Origin of the sequence: Actinomadura sp. NAK00032 (assembly GCF_013364275.1) — a bacterium.
Lineage (GTDB): Bacteria > Actinomycetota > Actinomycetes > Streptosporangiales > Streptosporangiaceae > Spirillospora.
On sequence record NZ_CP054932.1, the window covers coordinates 879,901 to 903,685 of the forward strand.

The following is a 23,785-nucleotide window of genomic DNA, read 5'->3' on the forward strand; positions in this document are numbered from 1 at the left end:
AACCGGCGGATGGGCGCGGTTCGTCCGAACACACCCCAGGTGGACGGACGAGGGGGACGTGCACATGCCTGGGGACGAGACGCGGGTCATCGAATCGCAAGAGGGCTACACCTGGGACGGCTGGGGGACCTGCCTGTCCTGGTGGGCCAACACCGACCTGGGCAGGCGCGACGACCTGGCCGCCGTCCTGTTCAGCCTGGACCGGGTGAACGTCGCCACCACCGCCGGCGAGGTCGAACTACCCGGGCTGGGCCTGAACATCGTCCGCTACAACCTCGGCGCTTGCACCTGGACGGGCGCCGGGATGGTCGAGTCGCCCGCCATCGTCCGGCGCAAGCAGATCGAGACGTTCAGCGACGGCGACGCGTGGAACGGGGACGCGGACCCGAACCAGCGGAGCATGCTCGCGAAGGCCCGCGACCACGGCGCCGACGCCTTCGAGATGTTCTCCGTCTCCCCGCCCTGGTGGATGACGGTGACCGGAAACCCCTCCGGCGCCGAGCGCGGCGACGTCGACAACCTCGCGTTCGCCTACCAGGAGGCCTTCGCGGACTACATCGCCACGGTCGCCCGGCGCGCCCGCGACGAATGGGGCATCCGGTTCGGCTCGGTGGAGGCGTTCAACGAGCCGTCGCTCGCGTCCTGGCATGCCGAGCAGAACCAAGAGGGCTGCCATTTCACCCTGGGCGCGCAGGAGGCCGTCCTCTCCTACCTGCGCCGCGCCTTGGACGCCCACGACCTGCCGGACGTGCTGATCGCCGCGTCCGACGAATGCCGCTACGCCGAGGCCACGGGCACCTGGAAGAACTTCACCGAGGAAACCAGGCGCCTCGTCGGCCGCGTCAACGTGCACGGCTACGAGCGCGACGACGCCGGCCGCAGCCGCACCGCCCTCCGCGAAGCCGTCGGCGCGGACACGCCCGTATGGCAGACGGAGTATTCAGAAGGCGAACCCGACGGCCTCACGATGGCCCTGAGCATCGGCCGCGACGTCCGCCACCTGCGAATCCGCGCATGGTCCTGCTGGCAGCCGGTCGAAGCCCTCGACTGGGGCCTGCTGGACGGCGAGTACGACGACACCACCCCGAACCCGGACGGCGGCGCGAACGGCACCCTCAAGGGGCGGGTCGGCGGCGTCAACACCAAGTACTACGTCCTCGCCCACTACACCCGGCACATCAGGCCGAACGCGCGCATCCTCGACTCCGGCCACCCGCACACGGTCGCGGCGCACGCCCCCGCCACCCGCCGACTGGCCCTGGTCACCGCCAACGACGACAAGCCCCGCAACGTCACCTACGACCTGAGAGCCCTGACCGAGGACGCAAACCCCGTCCGCGTATGGACGACCGACACATCGTCCGCCCAGCACTACACGCGCACCCCCGACACCCACCTGCAAGGCGGCCTCCTGACCATGACCCACCCCCCGAACACGGTGACGACCCTGGACATCGAGGACGTCCAGGCCCCGTGAGACACCCGGCCTACTCGGGGCTGGCCATCGCCTCCGCGGGCGGTGGTCGCAGGGCGAGCCGGGTCGGCAGCATCACGGCGGGCCAGGCGATCGCCGCGGCGGCGAGCACGATGCCGAGGTAGACCAGGGGCGGGACGGTGGGGATCACCGAGTGGCGTATCGCGTAGCTCATCCCGATCAGCGACGGCAGCGCGGCGACCGTGCCGACCACGACGGCGCAGGACACGATGAGGGCCGCCTCATGGCGCATCATCGACCGGACCTGGCCGGTGCGGAGGCCGACGAGGCGCAGCAGGGCGAACTCGCGCACCCGTGAGATCGTCGCCATGACCAGCGTGTTGACGACGGCGATCGCGAGATAGCCGAGGAGCACGGCGTTGAGCACGAGGCTGATCGCGCCGCCGCCGCCGTCGGTCGGTGCGGCGGTGACCGCAGCGGCGTCGCTCACGCGCAGCGTCGGGTACGCCTTGAGCGCCGCGCTGAGATCCGTGCCCCGGTCGGAGCGCACCAGCAGCCATTCGTCGAGATGGTCGGTGGTGTGCGCGAGGACCACATTGTGGGGCAGCGTGACGTCGCCGAAGCCGAGCCCGTTCTCGTAGACCGCGACCACCTCGGCCTTCTCCACGGCGCCATCGCCGAGCCGCACGTCGACGGTGCCGCCCACGTCGGCGCCGACCGTGCCGGCGGCCAGGCGGCTGAGCGCGACCGCCGACCCGGTGAGACCGCCGAGATCGCCGCGCAGGACGTCCAGGTCCATGGTGTCCGGCACGGCCGCGGGGTCGACGCCCTGCGCCGTCGAGACCCGGTACTGGACGCCGTCGCCGTCGGGCCAGACGAGGATCACCGAGGTCCGGGCGACCGGGCCGACCGCTCGGACGCCCGGGACGGCGCGGAGCGTCCCGGCCAGATCGGGCGAGATCCCCGGGCCCTCGGACGTCACCACGCGGTCGGCGAGCACGCCCCCGGTGGCCTGGTCGTGCGCGGTCGCGGCCAGCGTCGCGGCGCTGAACAGCTGCGCGGACGCCATGGTCACGCCCATGATCAGCGGGGTCGTGGCGGCGCTGAGCCGGCGGGCCCGGGCACCGGCCCCGGCGAGGGCGAGGAACCGGGTGACGCCGCCCGGCCGGCGGCCGAGCAGCGCCGCGATGCCGCCGAACAGCCGCGGCCCGAGCAGCGCGACGGCGATCACCAGGACCAGGGCGGAGCTGGCGGCGCCGTCGATGGCCGACTCGCCGGGCAGCACGACGGGCAGCACGACCGCCGCGGCCAGGCCCGCGGGCACGAGCGCCAGGCCGAGAGCCAGCCGGACCCGGCCGAGCCTCTTCGGCTCCACCGCCGTGTCGCCGAGCGCCTCGACGGCACTGACCTTCGCGGCGCGCCGGGCCGCGAGCCGGCCGCCGATCCGCGCGGCCGTGACGCAGATCAGCAGCGCGGCCAGCACCGGCAGCGGGGTGACCACCAGCGAGAATCCGGACGGCAGCGCACCGGCCGCCGTGAACGCGGTGTGCAGCAGCACGGCCAGCAGGACGCCGGGCACGGCGCCGAGCAGCGCGCCGATCCCGCCGACGAGCACCGCCTCGCCACCGATCATGCGCAGCACCTGCCGCGGCGTCGCGCCGACGGCCCGCAGCAGGGCCAGCTCGCGGCGGCGCTGCTCCACCGACAGCGCCAGCGTCCCGGCGACCACGATGACCACCAGCAGGACCATGGTGGCGCCGAACGCACTGGCCACCTCGATGACGAACGACCGCATCCGGCCGACGTCGGGCGTCTCGACGTCCCCGCGGTCGTCGCCGGTGGCGGTGACCACGCCCGGCACGGCCTTGCCGATCCGCGTGGCGAGCTCGCCCGCGCCGACGCCCTTCGCGGCCAGCACCCCGACGGCGTCGATCTGGCCGGACGAGCCGTACAGCCGAGCCGCCTGCCCGTCGGTGAAGAAGACCGCCGACTGCCGGTCGAGCGGGGCGGCGGGCTCGGCGACACCGCTGACCCGGTACGACCGCGGGACCGACCCGGTCACCAGCGTGACCGTCCCTCCCGCGCCGACACCGGCGCGCTCGGCAAGGTCGGTGTCGAGGACGACGTCGCCGTCCGACCGCGGCCCGGTGCCCGACCGCAGAGAGAACGGCGCGAGCACCGACGCGGACCAGCCATGCCCGTACACGGACGGCCCGTCGAGAACGGAACCTCCCTTGAGGACGGCCATGCGAACGCTGACGTCCCCGACCGCGGACTGCACGCCCTCGACCGCGGCGACCTTCGCGACCGTGCCGGCGGGCAGTCGCGCCCGCTCGGGCAGCCGCGGGTCCGCGTCGCCCGCGACGGGCATGGCCTGGCGGGCGCCGACGACCACGGCCGCGCCCCGGTACCGCTCGGCCGCGACCCCCGAGCGGGCGCCGGTCTCCAGCAGCACGCCGCAGGCGGTGATCACCGCGGAGCCGACCGCGACGGCGATCAGCGCCGCCGCGAAGCCGCCCTTGCGGCCGCGAACCGTGCTCCAGGCCAGCGAGAGGTTCTGCCGCGAGAGCGTGCGGACCTTTTTCGCGGCCCTCGGCGGGCCCGCCTCCTCGGCCTTCCTCCGGCGGCTCACCACTCGCCCAGCCTGGTCATCCGGTCGGCCACCCGCTCCGGTGTCGGCTCGTCCAGCTCGCCGACCGGCCGGCCGTCGGCCAGGAACGTCACCGTGTCCGCGTGCGACGCGGCGACCGGGTCGTGGGTCACCATCACCACGGTCTGGCCCGTCCGGTCGACGACGTCCCGCAGCAGTCGCAGGATCTGCCTGCCGGTACGCGTGTCGAGCGCGCCCGTCGGCTCGTCCGCGAAGACCACGTCCGGCCCGCCGGTGAGAGCGCGGGCGATGGCCACGCGCTGGCGCTGCCCGCCCGAGAGCTGCCCGGGGTAGCGGTCGCCCACGCCTTCGAGGCCGACGCCCGCCAACTCGGCGCGCACCCGTTCGGCGGGGACGGGGACGCCGGCCAGCCGGAACGGCAGGCCCACGTTGTCGGCGACGGTGAGCGAATCGAGCAGGTTGTACGCCTGGAAGACGAAACCCACCCGTGCACGGCGGATCTCGGTGACCTGCTCCTCGGTCAGGCCGGTCAGGGGCGTACCGCCGAGCACCACCCGTCCCTTCGTGGGCCTGTCGAGGCCGGCCGAGCAATGCAGGAACGTGCTCTTGCCCGAACCGGACGGGCCCATGACCGCGATGAATTTCCCGCGCTCCACGCCCAGCGACACATCGTCCAGGGCCGTTACCGCATTACGGCCCGAACCGTAAACCTTCGTCACGGATTCCAATGCGAGTGCGTACTCGGTCAATTCCAACGCCTTTCGGGGTCACGTCCGAGCCGGCCGAGCTGGGGCCGGCGAGGTGGCCGAGGACCGATCCCCCACACCAGTCCGAAAGCGGCCATGCCGATCCGCTGGTCGATGACGTTGCCGCCGATATAACCGAACGCGGTGCTCAGTATCGGGACCGCCACCAGGCCGCGCCGCCGGGCCCCGCCGGCGGAATCCCCTTCGGCCGCGCCGGGACGCCGATCTTTGATTCGGTCGGCCACAATGCGCTGTACGGCATGGGGCTTCATGGCGTCCCCCTGATCAACTCGATGCCGGCACCCCGATGACAAAATGATGTGACCAGCGCGAGTGGCGATCAACGGCGAACTTCTAAGCCACCGTTAAGCAGGGTTGAACCATCACCGGAAAGGGAGGAGGATCAATCTGTGAATCTGGAGCTCGCCGATGTCGAGGTGTTTCTCGCGCTCGCCGAGGAACTCCACTTCCGGCGTACCGCCGCCCGGCTGCTGATCTCACCGGCACGCGTCAGCCAGCGCATCCAGGCGGTGGAACGCGAGGTCGGGGGCGCGCTCTTCGAGCGGACCAGCCGCCGGGTCGTGCTCACGCCGCTCGGCCGCCAACTGCGCGACGCCCTGCTCCCGGCCCACGGCCAGTTCATCGCCGGCATCACCGCCGCCCGCGCGTCGGCGCGCGCGGCCGCCGGGCTGCTGCGCATCGGCTTCACCGAGACCACCGGCGGCCAGGACCTCGACCGCCTCGTCCGCGACCTCGAGCGAAGCCATCCCGGTATCGAGGCGAGCCTGCGGGAGATCGCCGTCCCCGCGCCGCTGGACGCCCTGCGCCACGACCGGGTGGACGTCCTGGTCGACTGGCTGACGTTCGACGCGCCCGACATCACGCTGGGCCCGGCGCTGGCCGAGTACAGCAGGGTGCTGCTGGTGGCCGCCGACCACCCGCTGGCCGACCGGTCGCGCATCTCCTTCGAGGAGGTCGCCGACTACGAGGTCAACGACATGCCGCGCAACGACGGCGGGAACAGACCGTTCTTCCCCGACCGCACCCGCTCGGGCCGCCGCCTGCGCCTGCACCCGGTCAGCACCTGGAACGAGGCCCAGAGCAGCGTGGCGCGCCACAAGAGCGTCCATGTGACCGTCACCCTGGTGACGCGGACGATGGCCCGCACCGACCTCGCCCTGGTCCCGATCGACGACCTGCCGCCACTCAGACTCGGCCTGCTCTGGCGCACCGCCCACGAGAACGCCCGCATCCGCGCCCTGGCCGCACTCTGCCCGGCCCGACCAAGCGACTGCAAGTACTGCTGCGGCTCCAACACCGGAACCCCCCTAGCCCACACCAACACCACCCCGTAAACCTTCGGCTCCTACCTCTGGCCGGCCTTGTCGACGAGTTTGGTGACCACGCGGGTGAGGGAGTACATGACCGTCCCCAGCGGGACGTTGTAGCGGGGGTCCTTGCCCTTGGTGCGGGAGATCGGGGCGTTGTGGCCGGTGTTGACCGTCCGCTGCGCCACCATCTGGTAGGTGACCGGGTCCAGCAGGAACTGCTCGCCGAACCCGCGGGACAGCGCGATGGCGGGCCGCCCGGCGCCGTCCTTGACGTTCCGCTGGACCTGGACGCCGGGGATCGCGGCCAGCACCCGGTAGAGGGCGGCCTGCGTCGCGGGCGGCATGGCGACCGGCGCGTCCCACAGCATCTGGGCGGCGTCGCGGAAGGCCTGGCCGTCCCGGTCCTTGGACATCCGGTCCCCGGCGGATGCGGCGTCCACCTTCTCGTAGAGCAGGGCGCGCAGCTTCGCGGGGTCGCTGGGCAGTGACATCAGACGGTCGGTCTCGGCCTTGAAGTTCTCGGCCCCCGCACCCCGGTGGTGGTAGATCACGAGCTTGCCGTTCAGCAGGCTCGCGTCCTTCGAGCCGTCGAGCTTGATCCAGTTCTCCGAGTAATGCGGCTTGGGGCCGTGCTCCGCCGTGGGACCCGCCTCGACGACCTTCGTGTACCACCACTGGCCGGGGCGCGGCGTGACGGCCGGGCGCGCCTCGGCCGTCTGCGCGGCCTTGCCCAGGACCTGTGCCGCGCTCACCAGCTGGACGGCGGGCTGCCGCGGCGGGACGGTTCCGCTCCCGTCGACGCCGACCACGACCAGCGCGCCCGCGGCGACGGCCGCCGCCGCGGCCGCCGAGGCGGCGATGCTCGCACGGTTGCGGAGCCGTCGCCGGCGTCCCCGCGCGACGCCCTCGCTGACAAGCCCGTCCAGCGGCGGCTCCAATCCTTCGGCGGTGACGCGCATCGCCTCGGCCAGCCGGTCCTCCACCGCGTTCATTCCCGCGTCCCCATGCATCTCGGCGTCCCTTTCCCGCGTCATCGGATCAGCTCCTCGAACCCCTCGCCCAGCGCCTCGCGGAGCCTGCCCAGCGCCCGCATGCTGCGGTTGCGCACCGCCCCGCCGCTTAGCCGCAGCGCGGACGCCACGTCCTCCACGCTCATGTCCTCCCAGTAGCGCAGCACGAGCACGGCGCGGTCCTGCGGGGGAAGCTTCGCGAGGCCGTTGAGCAGCGTCACCCGCAGCGCCTGGTCGCCGTCGGCGGCGGCCGCCTCGGGCAGTCGCCGCGACGGCTTCTCCTGGTTGCTGTGTTTGCGCATGTGCGACATGTAGGTGCGCATCAGCACGGTCCGCGCGTAGGCGGCGGGATTGTCGGCGCGCTGGACGCGCCGCCACGACGTGTACAGCTTCCCCAACGTCGTCTGCACCAGGTCCTCGGCAAGGTGCCGGTCCCCGCAGAGCAGGCAGGCGGTGCGGAATAACGAGGCGCCGCGCGCGACGGCGAATTCATGAAATCCCTGCGGATCTTGGGCCATCGGGCCTTCCCAGCGTTGTCCGTCGGTTCCGCCCCTACAGACGCCGCGACGGCATCTGTTTGTCACAGACGATGTCGGCCGATCCGCCGCCAACGGGCCGGCCTCTCGTTGACCGGAGTTGCGCGTCGAGCGACTGCTCGGACGTGTCGAGAGTAGGAGGGCTCACCCCTCTCTCGATCAATGAGGAGATTCTTTTGCGGAAGCTCAACAGGGGAACCACGCTGGCCCTCGCCGGTGCGGCTGCCGTCGCGGGGGCCGTGGCCGTCAGCACGCCCGCGACGGCGGCGGCATCGCCGATCGCGGCGTGCGGTGGTGGTTCCTACCACGTGATCGACACCCACGACCTGGGGCCGGCCAAGATCTATCTGCTGTACAACGGCTCCACCAACTGCGTGGTGACCTGGAAGGACAGCCAGAACAGCACCTACGTCCACGCTTGGCTGACGCGGCGAAGCGACGGAAAGGTCGCCTTCGACGAGGGCAACTACTCGACCTACGCCGGCCCGGTGAAGCTCAGCGCCGCGGGAACCTGCATCGCCTGGGGCGGCAAGTACGGCTCCACCCAGTGGGTCTCAGGATGGTCGCACTGCGGCTGATCGGCTGTGACCGGCCCGGCCTTGGACAGGTGGGCACCGGTGTTCCCGTCCGCGGTCGTCCAGCGGAGAGCATCAGGCGACGGCGGACGGGAATCCCGGTTTCTCCCATTAGCCGGCAGTGACCGTCGTGGCGGCCTCCGACTCGACTCCGGCGCGGTAGGTCGCCGGACCGGCTCGTCCGAACGCGCAATATCAAGCCATGCTGATCGGAATCAGAAGTGCGAATCGGTCGAGGGCAAGGCACCTGTGGATGGTGATCGGGGGGTGCCGGGAGTCGTCTCGGGTTTCCCTGGACGTTAAACTCGCGTAAAGGGAAGATGAATATCATCAGCCACCGAGGGTCGCTGGAAACTGAATGATCATGTCACTGTACAGGTCGGCTATTACTCGGATCTTCATATATTGGTTCTCGGAGAACACCCAGTAGTCTCTGTGCTCTTCTTCTCCATTTTTGACGGCAGGCAAGGGGATCACCGCGTCGATTCCATTGTTGAAGGGGCTGACCCTGTTGAAGGTGCCAGGCCATCCTTTGAGGAAAGAGTATTCTCTGCCGCTAGACCATCCATCGAATCCTGTCGGATGAATCTCGATCTGACCGTCGAGTCCATGATTCACCCAGGTCCGGAGGTACCTGGTGCCCGCGAACACCCAGTATTGGTTTCTCCCGCCGGTCTCCGGTACTGGCATCAGGGTATCAATATGGTCGAGGTCTGAAAACTCCCCGAAAGTCCTGACCCAATCACTAAGGGGCTTTGGTCCGTCCTGGAGTTTGTCGTCGACCCCGTTCTTGGTGGCGGCGACGCTTATGCGGACATACCGCCCACCAGAGAAAACCCAATACTCGTTGTGGTTGTCTGGAACGCCAAGGATCATATCAATCTTGGTTTGAAACTCTGGAAGCTTCTTGAATGTTCCGGCCCAATCGTCGAGGGGTGAATGGCCGGTCATACGCCCTCGCAGTCGGGCATCCAGGGAGGAGACGTCCACCCGTAGGTAGCGTTCACCAGAGAACAGCCAGTATTCCCGTGGGGCGTCGGTGCCGTCCGGTACCGGCATCACTGCGTCGATACGGGTGAGGCCAACTCCGGCTTCGATACGGGGCCGGCGAGAGATCTGCCCGGCCTCGGCGCGGCCGGCTCCGGTGCGGCTGGAGCCGGCGGACGGTAGACGATCGTGTTCCGCCCATTTCCGGTCGGATGTATTGTCGTCCGCGCCTGGATGTCCTTCTTCCTGGGTGTTGTCGGCATTGAACGCACGGTTGCGAACGATCGCCAGTTTGCCCACGTGATTGCGGATGCGGCGCTGGGGCAGCGGCCTGCCTTTGGCCCTGAGGTTCGTGTACAACTGACCGAATATGCTTTCGATGTCAAGGTGGGGGCCTCCACCGGGGATGCCCTTCTTGAGCACTGTCAACAGTTCTGCGGTGAAGGCCGTGAAGGTTTCCTCCGGTTCGGCCAGTGCACGCTGGCTCTCGGCCGCGGCGGCTATGAGGTATGTACCCTCTATCTCGGCGTCATTGGCCAGTGTTGGTGCGGGATCGGGGTTTCCCATCCTTCCGAGCGCTCGGCCGCTGTAGCAACAATCGAGGATGACGATGATCCGCGAAGCATGCGAGTGAACAACTTCGTTCCTAATCAACCCGTAAGCCACGGAACTGTAATCACGACCCGGTCGTGTCGTGGTCAGCGAGAGGAGCAGTTCTCCGTCATGATGAGCGGGGAGGCCGTGGCCGCTGAAGTATATGAGTAGCGTGTCCCGGGTGGTGGCGGCCTCCGCGATCGGATCCATCATCTCTGTGATGTCCTTTGGATCCAATACCACCGTACAGTTCTCGCGAGGAAGCCCCCAGATTTCGGCTGAGCAAAGAGCCTCCTTCAATGCGTATAGATTCTCCTTGACCTGGGGGATGCTCTGCAGTGCACCACCGGGATAATTGCTTGTTCCGATGAGCACCGCTCGTGAAGTTCGCGGATCAGCGGCTCGGGTCACAGGCCGAGTTCCCGGAGCGCCTGGGCTATGATCTCCGGATCATCGCTATCAATGCTCACGGAGACATCGCCCCGCTCAATGGTAATCGCCGGCCGCGTCCTGCGCGTTCCGCGCCAGGTCACGTAGGAGAGCGCGAAGGTTGCGACCTGGAACCCAGACTCCAGCACTAGCTTGATCACCTCAAATGCGGTGCCCATCTCGCCTTTGACCGGCGCGGCGGGCTCCAAGGAAACACTGGCTTGGCGCCGAATGTCAGGGTCTCCATTCAACCACTGGTGGAATGAACGAAGTTCTGCCTCGCCGGCATCTGCCTGACTTGTTCTCAACTGTACCAGTAAAAACATATGTCTCTCCGAGCACTCTCTATTCGACTGATGTGTCCGATTCCTTGTTGGATATACCCGAGAGGGCGAGGTCCCGGGATGACGCCTCCGTTTCAGAGCGGACGGTGAGGTGGCACTGATCGAGGCAGCCCAGTTACCGAGACGTTCTACGGTCTGCGATGCGTCGACACCTCCCTCAATGTATATGGTCGCCGCGCCAGGTAGGCGTCGCCTGAACAAGGTCGGGTCTGCAGCGGAGGAGCCTGGTGAGGTCGAGAGTGACGCCGCAACTGCCGGAGTTTACTTCTGGTCGGTTTCAATCAACTGTTACGGCCGCCCTAATTCGGAGGTGTCGAACTCTGGGAACTCCGGCCCGCCAGCGGCAAGTTGCACATGAAGGAGGGAAGGGTGCGGCGTGAATGAGTTCTCAGATGGCGAGATCGAGTAGTTGAAGTGCGTGGTCCGGGGTGTCCGAAAGCGGTCGTTGGGTGGCGCTGTTGACCTAGCCGATGACCTGGCCGAGGGCGAGGTCGTGCAGGTCGGCCCATGAGCAGGTCGGTATCCCGTTGTGGGCGGCCGATGGGCCGATCAGCCTCAGCGGCAAGCGCTCGTCCCACGTGCTGACCCGGCGCGCCAAGCAGGGGTGCGGCCGAGTGGTACGTCATGGAGATGCTGGAGAAGGCCTGGGGCGGGGTTCGAAGCCCACACCGAGCAAAGCTTCAACGTCGGACCGCCTCCGTACGGGGCCAGGGCGACTTCTAAGTCGTCGGGTGACGGGTCGCCGTGGCGCTATGTGAGCTTGAGGAGTGGGATGACACGGTAGGGGTCGCGGCCGATCCTTCTGGACGGCTTCGGTGATCTTGGTGATGGTGCTACCTCGCGGACGGCGCCCGACAGACTCCGATCAGCTACCGCTTGACGCCTGATCGCGGTTCGGTGACGAGAATTTGGTCGCGCCGTGAGGCTTGCGGGGTGAGTCGGACCCGTTCGGCGACGGCTGGATGAAGTCGACGCCGACGTAGATCACCCCGATATCCGCGACGATCGAAGCCCAGTAGCGGGCGGCGAACGGAGTAATCGTGCCGACGGGCTTCGGGGCGGATGACGGCGCATCCGCACCATGCGTTGTGTACCCCCTACCGGATTCGAACCGGCGCTACCGCCTTGAAAGGGCGGCGTCCTAGGCCGCTAGACGAAGGGGGCCCGGGGTGGCGGTGATGGTCGCCACTCGACTCGTCAAGTGTAGAGGACGTGGCGGGGCGGCGCGCAAACGGTTACCCGGGGGTGCTGGGGCGGGTGGGGGACGGGAGGCGGCCGCCCGGGGCGCTCTCGGTCGGGGACGGGCTGCGGGACGGCCAGTCCGAGGGGAACTCGGACGGGAACGGCGAGGTCGGGGAGGGGGGCGGTGAGGAGGCCGGGGGCTGGGGGTTGATGGTGCGGTCGGGGTCGGGCTCGAGGTGGCGTTCGATCTGGGCGGAGGTGAGGCCGAGGCCGCCGAGTCGGAGGTCGTCCCAGCCCTGGAGGCGGTGGGTGGCGCGGCTGAAGTAGAGGACGGACAGCTCGATCGGGGTGGGCTGCTCGTGTTCGAGGCCGCGCAGGCCGGCGCCGCCGGTGGAGCCCTGGACGAAGAGGCGGGTGCCGGTGGGGAGGATCTTGGTGGAGCGGGTGTGGGTGTGGCCGGCGAGGACGAGGGGCGTCACGCCGGAGAACGCCTCGCCCTCGCTGGGGTCGTGGGTGACGACGAGGTCGGGGGTGGTGCCGGAGGCGCGGAGCTCGTTGGCGTAGCGCAGGCCCTCGGCGCGCAGCTGGTCGGCGCCGACGAAGTCGTCGCGGGTGCTCTTGTCGGGGGTGAAGCGGGGGTCGCCGACGCCGTAGATGCGCAGGCCCTTCACCTCGCGGGTGGCGCCGTCGAGGACGATGGCGTTCTTCTGGCGGGCGACGGCGCGCTGGGTGTCCTTGGAGTCGTGGTTGCCGCGGACGTAGACGTAGGGGACCTTCAGGTCGGAGATGCTGTCGGCGAACTTGTCCTCGGCCTTGCTGCCGTGGTCCATGAGGTCGCCGCTGTCGATGATGAGGTCGACCTTGAACTGGGTGGAGACGGATTTGATGACGTTCCACGCGGCGGGGTTGAGGTGGATGTCGGAGACGTCCAGGACGCGGATGGTGGACGGGTCCGGCTCGTAGGTCGGGAGGGTCGAGGTGGTGGTGTACAGCTCGGAGACGTTGCCGACGAGGCGGGCGAGCTGGGCGCGGTAGGCGGAGAAGCGCTCGACGATGCTGCGGGCGTCGCCGACGATCTGCGGGGCGTTGGCGAGGAGGCCGGTGTAGCGGGGCTCGGCGATCGACTGCGGGTTGAAGGTCGTCCAGGTGAGGAGGGTGAGGGCGGCGAGGCCGGCGGCGGCGGAGGACAGGCCGAGCAGGGCGCGGCGCCAGGAGCGGAAGAGGGCGAGGGACGCCAGGAAGCTCGCGGCGAGGGCGATCAGGACGGCCCGGACGAGCAGTTCGATGACGCCGTGCCGGATCTGGTCGGCGATCCGGTCGGTGAGGCGGTCGATCTCGGTGTCGTCCTCGATCAGCTTCTTGGCCTGGTCGGGGCGCAGGTCGGTGAGGCGGGCCTCCAGGGTGACGGGGCCCTCGTGGGTGTCGAGCCGGAGCGAGCCGAGGGGCGGGAGCTTCAGGGTCGTCCCGCCGTGCAGGGAGGGCTGGAGGGTGAGCTGGACGTCGGTGGGGCCGACCGGGGTGACGTAGCGGCCGCCGTAGATGAGGCCGAGGTAGCCGGCGGCGAGGCCGATGACGGCGACGAGGACGAGGCGCGTCCACCGGTTGGTGAGGAACGGGGCGGTGCGGGAGCCGAGTCTGCGGGCGCGGTGGGCGGTGGCGGAGGCGAAGGCGCGGAGTGTCGCCAGGGCCTTGGTCGACCGGACCTCGGGCACGGGTTTCCCTTCTATCGAGCAGAATCGACGGTGTGATGGAGTTGTCGCGCGATGAGTTCGAGGACCTCGTGGGCGAGGCCCTCGACACCATCCCACCCGAGCTCACCGCCCACATGCGCAATGTCGTCATCGTCGTGGAGGACGACGCGCCCGAGCGCGGCCTGCTCGGCCTGTACCAAGGCGTACCCCTCACGGAACGGGGGGACTGGTACGCAGGCGTCCTGCCCGATCACATTTCGATCTACCGCAGGGAGATCCTCCGGATTTGCGACACCTCGGAGGACGTGGTGGAAGAAGTCCGGATAACGGTCGTGCACGAGATCGCCCACCACTTCGGCATCGATGACGGGAAGTTGCACGAACTCGGATACTGACGCAAGGAATTGCGCACTGTAGGTCACGCGACTGCCACGCAGCGTGAGTTAATAGGGGAGGGCGCCCGGCACTGGGCGGACTGAACTGGAGCGTGCGTGGCGGGAAGGCAGACGGGCCGGCATCGTCGGCCGCCCGAGGAGCAGGCGACCTACCGCGAGGTGTTCGCGGTGAAGGAGTTCCGTGCCCTCTGGCTGGCGCAGGCGCTGTCGTACATCGGTGACCAGCTGGCACAGGTCGCGCTGGCCGTCCTCGTGTACGACCACACGAAGTCGACGCTGCTCACGGCGCTGGTGTACGCGCTGACCTACCTGCCGCCGATCCTGGGCGGCCCGGTGCTGTCCGGGCTGGCCGACCTGTTCCCGCGCCGCACCGTCATGGTCGTCTGCGACGTGCTGCGGGCCGGGCTGGTCGCGGTGATGGCGCTGGTGGCGATGCCCGTCGGGGCGCTGTCGGGCCTGGTGTTCCTGATCGTGCTCCTGGGCACGCCGTTCTCCGCCGCCCGCGCCGCCGTCATGCCGGACGTCCTGGAGGGTGACAAATATGTGGCGGGCTCCGCGATCGCGAACGTCACCCACCAGGTCACGCAGGTCGTCGGATTCCTGGCGGGCGGCGCGATCGTCGCCGTCGTCGGCACGTACGAGACCCTCGCGCTGGACGCGCTGACGTTCGGCGCGTCCGCCGTGATCCTGATCGGCGGGCTCCGGCGGCGGGAGGCGCCGCGCCGCCGGGAGCGCCAGGCGCTGGGCCTGCTGCGCGGCACGCGGGACGGCGCGCGGCTCGTGTTCGGCGACCCGGTGCTGCGGTCGCTGGTGCTGTTCGCGTGGCTGTGCGCGTTCTACGTGATCCCCGAGGGGCTGGCCGTCCCGTACGCGGCGACGTTCGGCGGCGGCGCGGTCACCGCCGGGCTGCTGCTGGCGGCGATGCCGACCGGGATGGTGGTCGGCTCGGTGCTGTTCAGCCGGTTCGTCCGTCCGGCGAACCGGCTGCACGCCATGGGGTGGATGTCGATGCTGGCCTGCCTGCCGCTGGTCGGCGCGGGCGTCCATCCGCCGCTGTGGTGGGTGGTCGGCCTGTGGGCGCTGTCGGGCGTCGGCAGCGCCTACCAGCTGGTGGCGAACACCGCGTTCGTGGCGGCGGTGCCGGCGTCCGGGCGGGGGCAGGCGTTCGGGCTCGCGCAGTCCGGCATCCTCGCGGGCCAGGGCCTCGGGATCCTCGCCGGCGGCGCCGCCGCGCAGGTCCTCGGGCCGGAGACGGTGGTCGCGCTCGCGGGCCTGCTCGGCCTGTCCGCCGCGGCGATGCTGACGCTCGGCTGGAACCAGGTCCGCGGCGGCGTGATCGCCGGGACGCGCGGCAACCCCGTCGCCGTCGCCCCGCCGGCGGACGCGGGCGGCGATGAGCTGGCCGCCGGGGCGCGGCGCTCCGCCCCGGCGCCGTAGGGCCCGTGCCCCCGGCCGCCTCAGACGGTGGTGCGGTTCTTGTTGACGGCGTCCTTGGTCTTCTGGACGGCGTCCTGGACCTTCGGGGAGTCGCCGGCCTTCTTGAACAGGTCCTCGGCGATCGACGTGGGCGCGCCCTCCTCGGGGATCAGCACCCACCCGATGATGTAGAGGGCGAGGCCCGCGCCGCCGAACACCGTGAAGACGGCGAGGGCGATCCGCAGGATGTTGGCGTCGACGCCGAGGTACTCGGCGGCGCCGGAGCAGACGCCGGCGACCATCCGGCCGTCGTGGGTCCGCTGGAGCTTCTTGGTCGTGGTGTTCTTCTCCATGTCCATGCCTGAAATCATGCCCACCCGGCCGCCGGTACGACATCCGGATTCGCCCTGATTCACCCCTGAGAGTCCCCATGCCCGGTCAGGGGCCGCCCCTGGGGGGTAGGGAGCACCCCGGAGCATCCAGGGGAACCCAGGGGCACCGTTAAGAAGGGGTTGACCCTTCCACGTAGGGTTATTGCCTGGACGTTCTGCCATCGACCTGGGCAGACTCGCCCAGGTCAAGCGATCTACCAGAGGGAGCGGCATGAGAGTCGGCATCGTCGGGGCCACCGGACAGGTCGGGGCCAAGATGCTCGAAATCCTGGCCGAACGCGGATTCCCGGTGGACGAGCTGCGGCTGTTCGCCTCGGCGCGGTCCGCGGGGCGCAAGCTCCCGTGGGACGGCACCGAGATCACGATCGAGGACGCGGCCGCCGCCGACTACACCGGCCTCGACATCGTGCTGTTCTCCGCGGGGAAGACCACCTCCAAGGCACTCGCGCCGAAGGTCGCCGCCGCCGGCGCCGTCGTGATCGACAACTCCTCCGGCTGGCGGATGGACCCGGACGTCCCGCTCGTCGTCGCCGAGGTCAACCCGCACGCCGCCCTGAACCGCCCGAAGGGCATCATCGCGAACCCGAACTGCACCACGATGGCGGCGATGCCGGTGCTGCGGCCGCTGCACGCGGAGGCGGGGCTGGCCGCGCTCGTCGTGTCCACCTACCAGGCCGTGTCCGGCAGCGGCCTCGCGGGCGTCGCCGAGCTGCACGACCAGGCGACCAAGGTCGTGCAGGGCGCGGACGCGCTCACCCACTCCGGTTCCGCCGCCGACTTCCCGGAGCCGTCGGTCTACGTCCGGCCGATCGCGTTCAACGTGCTGCCGATGGCGGGCTCGATCGTCGACGACGGCCTCGCCGAGACCGACGAGGAGCAGAAGCTCCGCAACGAGAGCCGCAAGATCCTGGAGATCCCGGACCTGAAGGTGTCCGGCACCTGCGTCCGCGTCCCGGTGTTCACCGGGCACTCGCTGCAGGTCAACGCCCGCTTCGAGCGGCCGATCAGCCCGGAGCGCGCGAGCGAGCTGCTCGCCGGCGCGCCCGGCGTCGTCCTCGCGGACGTCCCGACCCCGCTGCAGGCGGCCGGCCAGGACCCCACCTACGTGGGCCGCATCCGCCGCGACGAGACCGTGGACAACGGCCTCGCCCTGTTCTGCTCCGGCGACAACCTCCGCAAGGGGGCCGCCCTGAACACCGTCCAGATCGCCGAGCTCGTCGCCGCCGAGTAGCCCCGGCCCGGCCTCAGCGCGCCCGCCCTCCCCGGACCTCCAGGGTTTCGAGGAGGGCGGCGGTGCTCTGGGCGATCTCCGCGACGGCCCGCTCGAACGCCTCGGCGTTGTGGGACGCGGGCGCGCGGAACCCGGAGATCTTGCGGACGTACTGGAGCGCCGCCGCGCGGACGTCCTCGTCGGTGACGTCCTCGGCGTACGGCGGGCGGAGCGTCTTGATGCTGCGGCACATGCCCCCATTCTTACTCGCCACCCCCGACAACGACCCCGACCTCGACCCCGACCCAAGCAAACACGTCCTCGGAGCATCAACGCCCTCTGGACGCCAAAGGGCCCCCGGGCGGTCCTGCCTGGGAACTGAAGCAGGGCCGCCCGGGGGCCGGGCGGGGGGCGGGGACCCCGGTGGCGGAGGGCACGGTCCGGGCCGAGATTCGTCCCGTGCGGTCCGCCGACTGTCAGCCCTGGGGGTGGGGGACGGGCTGTCCAGCAGTGCATCGCGGCGGCCGGTGGGGTGTCAACGGATCCATCCGGCACTGGATTTTCAATCGTGTGAACGGCATCGTGGAAAACACTGAAACCGGCCGCCTGCCTGCGCTTACTCGGTGATCTTGAGGTTGTCGAGCCCGGCCTCGACGAGGCTGCCGGAGCCCGCGTCGGCGGCCTCCACCAGGATGCGGACGGTCTGCCCGGCATAGCCCGAGACGTCGGCCGTCTGCGTCTGCCAGGCCCCGGCGCGGTTCACCGCCGCGCCCGACTGGTCCAGCACCGTCGTGGACCCGTTCGGCCCCACGACCCGCACCCGGTACCGGTCGTCGGCCGAGCTGTTGTTGAGGTGGGCGAAGAACCAGGAGAACGACAGGGTCCTCGCCCCGGCCGGGAGCGCGATCGGCGCGGACTGGGCGGTGCTCGTCCCGCCGTCGAGGTCGTACGTCCCGGCGTCGGTCCCGGCCGCCGCGCCCGTCACGAGCGCGCCGCTGCCGCCTGCGGCGCCGAGTTGCAGGCCGGTGCCGGACCAGCTCGTCGGCTGCGGGGTGCCGCGCTCCCAGGCGCCGGCGGTGGCGGTGTCGGCGCCGTCGGGGTTCACCGTCCAGCCGGTGTCGGTCTCCAGGTCGTCGCTGTAGACGGTGTCGCCGGGCGGTTCCTGCGACCCGCCGTCGCCGCCGAGCGTCCAGACGGCGTGCGCGATGGCGTCGGAGTTCCGGTCCAGCGCGGTGTCGTTGATGTTGGACGTGGTGTCGCACGACGAGTGGTAGCAGCGGTCGAACGCGACGCCCGCCTGGCCGCCCCACAGCTGCGCCTGCTGGGACGTCTTGCGTCCCTCGGCGCCGGTGAACAGCCCGCCGGCGGGGATGCCGACGCGGATGAACGGCCCGTAGTCGGACCGCCCGTCGAACGCCGTGTCCTGGACGGGCACGTTGATCGTCGCGAAGTAGCCGCGCAGCACCTGCTCGATCTCGGCGGACCCGGCCGGGCCGCCGCTGCCGGACGAGCCGTCCCCGTCGTAGGCGAAGTAGCCGGGGTTCGGGGAGCCGACCATGTCGAAGTTGAGATAGCCGGTGATCTTCGACCGCTCGCTCGCGGGCAGGTTGTTGACGTAGTACGTCGACCCGACGAGCCCGAGCTCCTCCGCGCCCCACCAGGCGAACCGCAGGTGCCGGGTGGGCTGGTGGTTCGCGCGGGCGACGGCGAGCGCGGTCTCCAGGATCGCGGCGGTGCCGGAGCCGTTGTCGTTGATGCCGGGCCCGGCGGTGACGCTGTCGAGGTGCGCGCCCGTCATCAGGATGTCGTTGGTGTCGCCGCCGGGCCAGTCGGCGATCAGGTTGTAGCCGGTCGCGCCGCTGCGCGAGAACGACTGGATGCTGGTCTGGAAGCCGGCGGCGTCCAGCTTGCCCTTCACGTAGTCGAGCGAGGCGCGGTACCCGGGACGGCCGTGGGCGCGGTTGCCGCCGTTGGCGCTCGCGATGCTCTGCAGCTGCGACAGGTGCGCCTTGACGTTGGTGAGCGGGATGTCGGGGGCGGCCAGGGCCGCCGGTGCGGCGGGGGCGGCCGACGCCGCGGCGCCGGGCAGGAGGGCGGACGCGGTCAGGGCCGCCGCCCCGAGCACCGCCAGGGTGCGGGATCTCATGGGTCCTCCAGGAGGGATGGAACGGCCCGTGACGGGGGAGCGGGCCCCATCACGGGCCGCGTGCGGGGGGGCGGTCAGGACTGGGTGATCGTGATGTTGTCGAGGCCGGCCTCGACGAGGCTGCCGGTGCCGTTGTCGGCCGCCTCGACCACGATGCGGACGGACTGGCCGGCGTAGGCGGACAGGTCGTACGTCGCCGTCTGCCACGTCCCGGCCTTGTTGGCCATCGCGCCGCTCTGGTTCAGCACCGTGCTGGTGCCGGACGAGCCGACGACGCGGACGCGCAGGTAGTCGTCCGTCGAGCTGTTGTTGAGGTGGGCGAGGTACCAGCTGAAGCTCAGCGAGAGCGTCCCGCTGGGCAGGCTGATCGCCGGGGACTGGGCGGTGGTGACGCCGCCGTCGACGTCATAGGTGCCCGCGTCCGTCCCGGCGCCCGCGCCGGTGACGAGGTCGGCGCCGCCGCCGGCCGCCGCGAGCTGCAGGCTGGTGCCGGACCAGCTCGTCGGCTGCGGTGCGCCGCGCTCCCAGGCGCCCGCGGTGGCGGAGTCGGTGCCGTTCGGGTCGGTCGTCCAGCCCTGGCTGCTCTCGAAGTCGTCGGCGAAGACGGTCCCGCCGGGCGAGCCGTTGCCGACCGTGAGCGTGTAGGTCGCGGTGCGGTCGACGGACGCGCCGTCACCGAGCACCGTGATCCGGTACGTCCCGTCGGCGGTGCCGGCCGGGACGCTGACGGTCATCGTGGCCGACTGGCCGGCGGTGACGGTGCCCGGCGAGAACGACGCCGTCGGGCCGGACGGGCTGCTCGTCGCCGACAGCGCCACCTGCTGGGCGCTGCCGCCGGTGACGGCGGTGCCCACGGTCACGGTGGCGGAGCCGCCGGCCTCGGCGCTGCCGGAGCCGGGGTTCAGCGTCAGCGAGAAGTCGTTCTGCTGGGTGCCGCAGGACGCCTCGCCGCTCTGCGCGGGAACGTCGATCGCGCTCCACGCCGCCTTGACCGCGTTGCACTCGGCCGGCGAGCCGGGGAACAGCTCCAGCGCCGCGTTGACGGTCTCGACGCGGGCGCGGGCGTGGCTCCAGCTGGTGACCTTGCGGTTCAGCCCGCCCATGAAGATCTGCCCGGCCTTCTTGACGCCGATGCCGGTGACGGTCGAGCCGTTGCAGGTCGGGCTGGCCGGGTTGCCGTTGGTCGGGTTCGAGCCCTCGGCCAGGAGGTAGAACCAGTGGTTCTGCGGGCCGGCCGCCGCGTGCACCTCGGTGCGCGGGATCTGCGACGAGTAGCAGTTGGGGTCGCCGAGCGCCTGCGGGTTGTACATGTTGCGGATCGGGCCGGAGCCGACCAGGTCGACCTCCTCGCCGACCAGGTAGTCCGGCGGGTCGAGGTTGGACGGCTCGTTCATGTAGTGCTCGGTCAGCGCGCCGAAGATGTCGCCGGCCGACTCGTTCATGCCGCCCTTCTCGTTGCCGTTGCCGCCGCTGTCACCGCCGGGCGTGGTGGTGAAGATGGCGTGGCCGTTCTCGTGCCCGACGACGTCCACGGACGTCGCCTGCTTGGTGCCGGCCTGGTTGTGGCCGAAGTTGGTGTAGCTGCCGTTCCAGTAGGCGTTGGCCTGGTTCAGGCCGACCCGGAGCGGGAACCCGCCGCCGTTGCCGTTGATGCCGTTGCGGCCGAGCCACTGGCTCAGCATGTCCCATTCCTTCTGGACGGCGTAGAGGGCGTCGACGCAGGCGGTCTCCAGGTTGGTGCCGCCGCCGTTGCCCCAGGCGCTGTCACTGCCGGTGTAGGTGGCGCCGTTCTGGCCGCCGCACCGGATGCCGGACCGCTGCGGGTCCGTCATGGACGTCGCGGCGGTGCTGAGGTCGACGGTGCCGTGGTAGTAGCTCTGGTCGTCGGCCGCGTCGCGGACCTCGTCCCAGGTCTTGGCGACCTTGCCGGTCTTGGCGTCGACGAGCACGTGCAGCTTCGTCGGGGCCTTCTTCTGGGTGCCGCTGACGACGGTCTCGTAGACGAGCCGTCCCGACCCTTCGGCGAGCACCATCAGGCGCGGCGTGGTCGCGCTCTCGACCTTGGCGACTTTGGCGCGGGAGGTCTTGGCGGCCTGGGCCGCGCTGACCGTCGCCTTGGTCGACACGTCGAGCTTCTTCGTCTGGTCGACGGACGTGCTGAGGACGCCGCCGCTCGCGTTCGTGGTGACGACGAAGTCGCCGCCGTAGACGGGCAGGCCGTCGTAGGTGCGCTCGTACTGGACGTGCTGGAGACCGCGCAGGCCCGAGACGACGCCGCGCCGGACGATCCTGTCCTGCGGGGCCTTCTTGAACTCGGCGGGCTTCGCCGCGACCAGGCGGTCGGCCGAGGCGGCGGCGACGGTGCGGGGGTCCGGCTTGGCCGGGGCCGCGGGGGCGGTGCGGGTGGTCGCACCTGTGGCGGGGGAGGACATCGCCACGGCGAGGCCGACGGACAGCACCGTCGCCCCGATCGCGGTCTGGTGTCTCACGGGGGTGCTCCTTCCACATGCCGGACGGCGCGGGAGGACACCTGGAGGTCCTTGTGGGAGCGCTCCGTGGGATCGCCGCCCGCCCGGCGGGGGGTGGGGATGGGGGACTCATCCGGATGAGCTGCCCCGAAGTGCACCCCGAATTGTGAAAAGTGTCAATGAATCCATTTGTTACTGGATTTTCAAGTTCGGGGGCGAAGTTAATGGAAGGGCTGAATGCAACGTTCCTTGCAGCGCGAACGGGCCGGGCCGGCATGACCGGCCCGGCCCGTTCGCCTGGGAACCTTTGTCGAGAAGTGAGCGTTGAATCGGCGCCGCGGCGCGGAGCCGCTTCGGCTCAGGGGGCGATGCGCCGGCAGAGCCAGGCGAGCGCCAGCGGGTAGCGGTAGTCGATGCCGCCGTGGCCCGCGTCGAACAGCTCGAACCGGATCACGTCCTCCTTGACGCCCGCGTCGAGAAGCGCCTGGTGGAAGGCCTGCGCGCCGACGTCGAGGAACCACTCGTCGCGCGTCCCGCCGTCGATCCAGATCGCCCGCTGCGACCGCATCGCCGCGGCGTGCCCCGGCACCATGCGGACAGGGTCGAAGGTGAGCCAGCGGTCCCACACGTCCTGCCGGATCACGCCGGTGACCGGGTCGAACGGCAGGTCGGGCGTGCCGTCCTCGCGGGCCGAATAGCACAGCGCCATGCCGAGGATGTTGAGCAGTTCCATGTCCTCGGGCTTGGTGAAGGACGTGCGCGAGGTGAAGTCGTGCCACCAGCGCCAGATGTCGCCGTCGTACTTGCGCAGGTGCCGGACGCATTTCGGGAACTCGGGCAGGTAGCAGTACTCGAACAGCGCGTCGCCGGCGTGCGTCGCGAGCGCGCCGAACAGGTCGGGCCGCAGCATCGGCGTGATCATCGCGCCGTAGCCGCCGCTGGACTTGCCGCTGATCGCCCGGTGCTCGGGGGCGTCGAGCGTCCGGTAGCGCGCGTCGACCCACGGGACGATCTCGTCGCACATGTAGGAGTGGTAGCGGCCGGTGCCGGGCGAGTCGACGAACTGGCTGCCGCCGTGCGCGGTCCAGGCGTCCACGAACACGACGATCGCGGGCGGGGCCTCGCCGGAGGCGAACACCGCGTCCGCCGTCTCGGGGAACGGCTGCCGGTAGGGCATCCGGTTGCGCCAGATCCCGACGTGCCCGGTGAACCCGGTGATCACGTAGACGCTGGGGTAGCGGCGCTCCGGCTCGTCGTCGTAGCCGGGCGGGAGGTAGACGAGCACGGGCCGCTCGTGCGGGTCCTTCAGCGGGTTGCCGCGCAGCAGCTCGCTGCTGACGACGTGCTCTTCCAGGCGTCCGGCGAACTCGGCGGACCAGGGCAGCATGGGCACTCCCTCATCGCGGGTGGTGATCACCCCGACGCTAACCCAGGGCGCGGCGCGCCCGTCGGACGCCGATGTCACAATGCGGCGAGCCGTTCCGTCCACGTGGGAAAGGGAAGGGAGACAGAATGTCCGACAACGCCGCACGGCTGCGCGAGCTGCACCGGCCCGGCGATCCGCTGCTGCTGCCGAACGTGTGGGACGCCGGCAGCGCCCAGATCGTCCAGGAGGCGGGTTTCCCGGCGCTCGCCACCGCCAGCGCCGCGGTGTCCGCCATGCTCGGCTACCCCGACCACGAGGGCGCGCCCGTGGAGGAGATGCTCGCCGCGGCCGGGCGGGTGATCCGGGCCGCGACCGTCCCCGTGACCGTGGACGCCGAGGCCGGGTACGGGCTCCCGCCCGCGGAGATCGTGGCGCGGCTGCTCGCCATCGGCGCCGCCGGCTGCAACCTGGAGGACACCTACGGCGGCGAGCTGGCCGACCCGGCGAAGCAGGCCGAGTACCTCGCCGCCGTCCGGGACGCCGCGGGCGACGCGCTGGTGATCAACGCGCGGGTCGACACGTTCATCGGCGGGGCGCCCGATCCGGTGGACGCCGCGATCGAGCGGGGCCGGCTGTACCTGGAGGCGGGGGCCGACTGCGTCTACCCGATCACCGCGCCGATGGACGCCGTGCCCGCCCTGGTCAAGGGGCTGCCGGGGCCGGTCAACGCGAACAACATGCCCGGCTCGTCCCTCGCCGGCCTGGCCGCGGCCGGGGTGGCCCGGGTGTCCTACGGCCCCATGCCGTACCTGCGCGCGCTCGACGCCGTGAAGGAGTTCGCGACCCGCGTCCAGGCGAAGGAGGACCCGCACGGCTGACGTGTGTGAGGGCGCCCACCCCCGGGCGCCCTTGCAAGCGGTC

At 70.5% G+C, this 23,785-nt stretch carries 20 protein-coding genes and 1 tRNA gene; 7 read left to right on the plus strand and 14 right to left on the minus strand.

Features of this window, described 5'->3' with window-relative positions:
- Positions 1–64 precede the first annotated feature (64 nt).
- Positions 65–1,477 carry a glycoside hydrolase gene (locus HUT06_RS04180; RefSeq protein ID WP_176194487.1) on the plus strand — a complete coding sequence of 471 codons (1,413 nt, stop codon included), beginning with the start codon at positions 65–67 and terminating at the stop codon, positions 1,475–1,477.
- 10 nt (positions 1,478–1,487) lie between these two features.
- Here the strand turns inward: HUT06_RS04180 and HUT06_RS04185 are convergent, their stop codons facing one another.
- The 3 genes from HUT06_RS04185 to HUT06_RS04195 are packed head-to-tail and all read right to left on the minus strand — an operon-like array spanning position 1,488 to position 5,064.
- Entirely contained in the window at positions 1,488–4,067 is a 2,580-nt protein-coding gene (locus HUT06_RS04185; protein ID WP_176194488.1) for an FtsX-like permease family protein, read from the minus strand.
- Positions 4,064–4,765 carry an ABC transporter ATP-binding protein gene (locus tag HUT06_RS04190; RefSeq protein WP_368406949.1) on the minus strand — a complete coding sequence of 234 codons (702 nt, stop codon included), beginning with the start codon at positions 4,763–4,765 and terminating at the stop codon, positions 4,064–4,066. Before HUT06_RS04190 ends, HUT06_RS04185 begins: the two co-directional genes overlap by 4 nt.
- Before the next feature lie 26 nt (positions 4,766–4,791).
- Entirely contained in the window at positions 4,792–5,064 is a 273-nt protein-coding gene (locus HUT06_RS04195; protein ID WP_176194489.1) for a hypothetical protein, read from the minus strand.
- A gap of 138 nt (positions 5,065–5,202) precedes the next feature.
- Here HUT06_RS04195 and HUT06_RS04200 point away from each other — a divergent pair, with 138 nt between their 5' ends.
- Complete coding sequence (locus tag HUT06_RS04200) at positions 5,203–6,147, plus strand: LysR family transcriptional regulator (RefSeq protein ID WP_176194490.1); 945 nt, start codon at positions 5,203–5,205, stop codon at positions 6,145–6,147.
- Between the two features lie 11 nt (positions 6,148–6,158).
- On the opposite strand, the gene HUT06_RS04205 is transcribed toward HUT06_RS04200, so the two are convergent.
- Complete coding sequence (locus tag HUT06_RS04205; protein ID WP_176194491.1) at positions 6,159–7,157, minus strand: CU044_5270 family protein; 999 nt, start codon at positions 7,155–7,157, stop codon at positions 6,159–6,161.
- Positions 7,154–7,651: a SigE family RNA polymerase sigma factor gene (locus HUT06_RS04210; RefSeq protein ID WP_176194492.1), complete on the minus strand. Its 498-nt coding sequence runs from the start codon at positions 7,649–7,651 to the stop codon at positions 7,154–7,156. Before HUT06_RS04210 ends, HUT06_RS04205 begins: the two co-directional genes overlap by 4 nt.
- A gap of 194 nt (positions 7,652–7,845) precedes the next feature.
- Here HUT06_RS04210 and HUT06_RS04215 point away from each other — a divergent pair, with 194 nt between their 5' ends.
- Positions 7,846–8,247, plus strand: a complete 402-nt coding sequence (locus tag HUT06_RS04215; protein ID WP_176194493.1) for an acetyltransferase — start codon at positions 7,846–7,848, stop codon at positions 8,245–8,247.
- A 327-nt stretch (positions 8,248–8,574) separates the two neighbouring features.
- Here the strand turns inward: HUT06_RS04215 and HUT06_RS04220 are convergent, their stop codons facing one another.
- The 4 genes from HUT06_RS04220 to HUT06_RS04235 form a co-directional block, all read right to left on the minus strand.
- The gene (locus HUT06_RS04220) at positions 8,575–10,200 is read right to left on the minus strand and encodes a caspase family protein (RefSeq protein ID WP_176194494.1); all 1,626 of its coding nucleotides are present in this window, start codon (positions 10,198–10,200) and stop codon (positions 8,575–8,577) included.
- A 32-nt stretch (positions 10,201–10,232) separates the two neighbouring features.
- Positions 10,233–10,580, minus strand: coding sequence for a hypothetical protein (locus HUT06_RS04225; RefSeq protein ID WP_254714972.1), 348 nt, complete (start codon positions 10,578–10,580; stop codon positions 10,233–10,235).
- Positions 10,581–11,689: 1,109 nt separating this feature from the next.
- Positions 11,690–11,762, minus strand: a tRNA-Glu gene (locus HUT06_RS04230).
- 71 nt (positions 11,763–11,833) lie between these two features.
- Positions 11,834–13,492, minus strand: a complete 1,659-nt coding sequence (locus HUT06_RS04235) for a metallophosphoesterase (RefSeq protein ID WP_254714973.1) — start codon at positions 13,490–13,492, stop codon at positions 11,834–11,836.
- Between the two features lie 32 nt (positions 13,493–13,524).
- Here HUT06_RS04235 and HUT06_RS04240 point away from each other — a divergent pair, with 32 nt between their 5' ends.
- Both HUT06_RS04240 and HUT06_RS04245 read left to right on the plus strand, forming a co-directional pair.
- On the plus strand, positions 13,525–13,866 hold the full coding sequence (locus HUT06_RS04240; protein WP_176194496.1) for a metallopeptidase family protein: 342 nt from the start codon (positions 13,525–13,527) through the stop codon (positions 13,864–13,866).
- Positions 13,867–13,962: 96 nt separating this feature from the next.
- Entirely contained in the window at positions 13,963–15,303 is a 1,341-nt protein-coding gene (locus tag HUT06_RS04245) for an MFS transporter (protein ID WP_176194497.1), read from the plus strand.
- A gap of 20 nt (positions 15,304–15,323) precedes the next feature.
- On the opposite strand, the gene HUT06_RS04250 is transcribed toward HUT06_RS04245, so the two are convergent.
- A complete protein-coding gene (locus HUT06_RS04250) occupies positions 15,324–15,641 on the minus strand; it encodes a PspC domain-containing protein (protein ID WP_176194498.1) in 318 nt (105 codons plus the stop codon).
- A 244-nt stretch (positions 15,642–15,885) separates the two neighbouring features.
- On the opposite strand from HUT06_RS04250, the gene HUT06_RS04255 reads away from it, so the two are divergent.
- Positions 15,886–16,905, plus strand: a complete 1,020-nt coding sequence (locus HUT06_RS04255) for an aspartate-semialdehyde dehydrogenase (RefSeq protein WP_176194499.1) — start codon at positions 15,886–15,888, stop codon at positions 16,903–16,905.
- Between the two features lie 13 nt (positions 16,906–16,918).
- Here HUT06_RS04255 and HUT06_RS04260 read toward each other — a convergent pair whose 3' ends face one another.
- The 4 genes from HUT06_RS04260 to HUT06_RS04275 form a co-directional block, all read right to left on the minus strand.
- Positions 16,919–17,137, minus strand: coding sequence for a DUF2277 domain-containing protein (locus HUT06_RS04260; RefSeq protein ID WP_067633910.1), 219 nt, complete (start codon positions 17,135–17,137; stop codon positions 16,919–16,921).
- Positions 17,138–17,500: 363 nt separating this feature from the next.
- Complete coding sequence (locus HUT06_RS04265) at positions 17,501–19,030, minus strand: M28 family peptidase (protein WP_176194500.1); 1,530 nt, start codon at positions 19,028–19,030, stop codon at positions 17,501–17,503.
- Positions 19,031–19,104: 74 nt separating this feature from the next.
- Positions 19,105–21,519 (minus strand): M4 family metallopeptidase, encoded by a 2,415-nt coding sequence (locus tag HUT06_RS04270; protein WP_254714974.1) that lies wholly within the window; start codon positions 21,517–21,519, stop codon positions 19,105–19,107.
- Positions 21,520–21,856: 337 nt separating this feature from the next.
- The gene (locus tag HUT06_RS04275) at positions 21,857–22,885 is read right to left on the minus strand and encodes an esterase family protein (RefSeq protein WP_176194501.1); all 1,029 of its coding nucleotides are present in this window, start codon (positions 22,883–22,885) and stop codon (positions 21,857–21,859) included.
- Between the two features lie 125 nt (positions 22,886–23,010).
- Here HUT06_RS04275 and HUT06_RS04280 point away from each other — a divergent pair, with 125 nt between their 5' ends.
- On the plus strand, positions 23,011–23,742 hold the full coding sequence (locus HUT06_RS04280; RefSeq protein ID WP_176194502.1) for an isocitrate lyase/phosphoenolpyruvate mutase family protein: 732 nt from the start codon (positions 23,011–23,013) through the stop codon (positions 23,740–23,742).
- Positions 23,743–23,785: the final 43 nt, after the last annotated feature.